Annotated in this window: 2 protein-coding genes; both read right to left on the reverse strand. The window is 64.6% G+C overall.

Going from position 1 to position 2585, the window contains the following annotated elements:
• Positions 1–114: 114 nt before the first annotated feature.
• Positions 115–861, reverse strand: coding sequence for an ATP-binding protein (locus tag BJEO58_RS14680; RefSeq protein WP_101590193.1), 747 nt, complete (start codon positions 859–861; stop codon positions 115–117).
• On the reverse strand, positions 858–2423 hold the full coding sequence (gene istA / locus BJEO58_RS14685) for an IS21 family transposase (RefSeq protein WP_101590194.1): 1566 nt from the start codon (positions 2421–2423) through the stop codon (positions 858–860). The genes BJEO58_RS14680 and istA overlap by 4 nt, the downstream gene beginning before the upstream one ends.
• Positions 2424–2585: the final 162 nt, after the last annotated feature.

Raw genomic sequence — 2585 nt, forward strand, 5'->3', positions numbered from 1 at the left:
TGAGTATTTGAAGGTTTGAAGGCCACTCGATATTGCCTCTCGGGGCCACCGATATTGCCGTCGGGGACCAGGCGTGGTGTCGGTGGGGACCACCGGCCCCCACCGACTGCCGTGCTACTGGTTCAGTATCGCCCGTTCACGCATATTGTGAGTGCCGGTATCGACCCAGATGGTGTTGTGCACGATGCGGTCCATGATCGCATCGGCATGAACCCCGGACCCGAGTCGTTGATGCCAGTCCTTCTTCGCGTACTGGGTACAGAACACCGTCGACGCACTGTCATAGCGCCGCTCGAGCAGTTCCAGCAGCATGCTGCGCATCGACTCATCAGGATGATCGAGTAGCCACTCATCGATGACCAGCAAGGTGAAGGCCGCGTACTTGCGGAGGAACTTCGTCGTCCCCTGCGGCTTGTCCTTCGCTAGCGCCCACGCCTCTTCAAGATCAGGCATACGGATGTAATGAGCTCGGATCCGATGCTGACACGCCTGCTTCGCCAACGCGCACCCCAGATAGGACTTCCCGGAACCGGTGAAGCCCTGGAACACCACGTTCTGCTGCCGCTCGATGAACGAACACGTGCCCAGCTGGGCCAGGACATGACGATCCAGCCCGCGTTCCTCGACTCGATCCACGCGACGTAGATCCGCCCCGGGGTACCGCAGTCCGGCCCGCCGGATCAGCCCCTCAACCTTGGCATGGTTGAACGTCGAGTGAGCCTCATCGACGACCAGCCGTAGCCGGTCATCGAAGCCCATCCCCAGTACGAGGTTCTCGTCTTCTGCCTCCAGCGCATCCAGCAGGGCAGCAGCGCCCATCTCACGCAGCTTGCGCTTCGTCTCGGTATCGATGTCGCTCATTTCGCGCCGCCTTCCGCGTAGTAGGACGCCCCACGCACATACCCGCCGTGCTCGACGAGTTCTTCTCGTGGCGGTCTCAACTCGGCGGTCTTGTCCTGCCCGGTGGCCAGGATCGGCTGTACGTGGGCGTACCGCGGGGAACGGATCGGGCCGGCCAAAGCGATCCGGCAGGCCGCCTCCACCCGCTCCGCCGAGTACCGTCGTGATAGCCGCAGCACCGCCAGACAGGCGTCGAGTCCCTGCTCATCCACCGACACGGACTCGAAGACCCTGTTGACGACCACGAGGGTGGACGGGCCGATCCGCTCTCCCCATTCCCGCACTCGCGCAGCGTCCCACGGCTGGTATCTCGCACCAGTGGGCAGGTCGGCGTCGTTGGTCCGGTACTCATTCGCCGCGCCCTCGGGAAGCAGCAGGTGACTGCTCAGCCGCTCGGTGCCCTGGTAGGCCTCCAGCACCCGGTCGGTGATCCTCAGATCCACTTTCGTGCCGATATGCGCCACCGGCACCGAGTAGTGATTGCGTTCCCACGCCACGTGTCCGTTGCGAGCCACCCTCCGCCCGTAGACCCACCTGCTGATCTCGTAGGCCACCTTCGGCAGCGGCGTCAGCCACGGCTGCTCCTCAGCAGTGAACACTCTGGACCGGGAGCCTGGACGCTTCTGGAACGGCTCAGCGTTGTACGCCGCCACCCGCACGGTGATCGCTGCCCTGAGTTCCGGCAGGGCCGCGAACCGCTCGCTTCGTAGTCCGGCGATGATCCAGGTGGCGACATGCGACACGGTGTTCTCGACGCTGGCCTTGTCTTTCGGCGCTCTGATCCTGCCTGGCAGCACCGCAGCGGAGTAGTGCGCGGCCATCTCCCGGTAGGCGTCGTTGAGGACGATCTCGCCCTCGCGGGGGTGCTTGAGTACCCCGGTCTTGAGGTTGTCTGGCACGATCCGTGGACTCGACCCGCCGAAGGCGTCGAACATCGCCACATGGGCTCGCAGCCAGGTGTCCTGCTTCATATCCAGGGTCGGCTGTACGAACGCGTAGCGGCTGAACGGCAGACACCCCACGAACAAGTAGACCCTCGTCGCTTTGCCGGTGGCGGGATCATGCAGCTGCATCGTCGGTCCCGACCAGTCGACCTCGACCGTCTGCGCGGCCTTGTGCCCGACCCTCGACGCTGCTCCGGTGACGAGGACGTGGCGCTGATAGGTCCGGCAGAATCGGTCGTAACCCATTGCCGGGGCGCCTGCGGCGGTGCAGTCGTCGGTGTACTCGCTGTGCAGAAGCTTCAGCGTCACCCCGACCCGGGCCAGCTCCTTGTGGACCTTCTCCCAGTCCGGCTGGGCGAACACGCTCTGGTGCTCGCCGCGGCCTGGGAACACCAGTCCGTAGACCTCACCATCCGTGCGGTCCTTGATGGCATCCCAGCCGAGCCCTGCCGTGTCGGCGGCTTCGAGCACCGCGGTGACGGACTTTCGCGACATCCCCTGCGAGGCCGCGATCGCTCGTCCGGACAGGCCCTCAGCGCGTAACTGCAGCACCAACTTGGCCCTGATCTTTCGTACCATGAATGGTCTCCTTCCGCCGCGTGCCGTATACACGCGGCGGAAGGAGCCTAAGCACGGTGGTCCCCGCGCACACCACAGCTGGTCTCCGCGCGCACTATCGACCGATCAGCTCAGTGGCCCCCGAACACACGACCGGTGGACCCCAAAGAAGCGGATATTCAC

Origin of the sequence: Brevibacterium jeotgali (genome assembly GCF_900169175.1) — a bacterium.
In the GTDB taxonomy this organism is placed as follows: domain Bacteria; phylum Actinomycetota; class Actinomycetes; order Actinomycetales; family Brevibacteriaceae; genus Brevibacterium; species Brevibacterium jeotgali.

Excerpts from the sequence above, each read along its gene's own strand:
- BJEO58_RS14680 (WP_101590193.1), bottom strand. The coding sequence starts at position 861 with ATGAGCGACATCGATACCGAGACGAAGCGCAAGCTGCGTGAGATGGGC.
- istA (WP_101590194.1), bottom strand. The coding sequence starts at position 2,423 with ATGGTACGAAAGATCAGGGCCAAGTTGGTGCTGCAGTTACGCGCTGAG.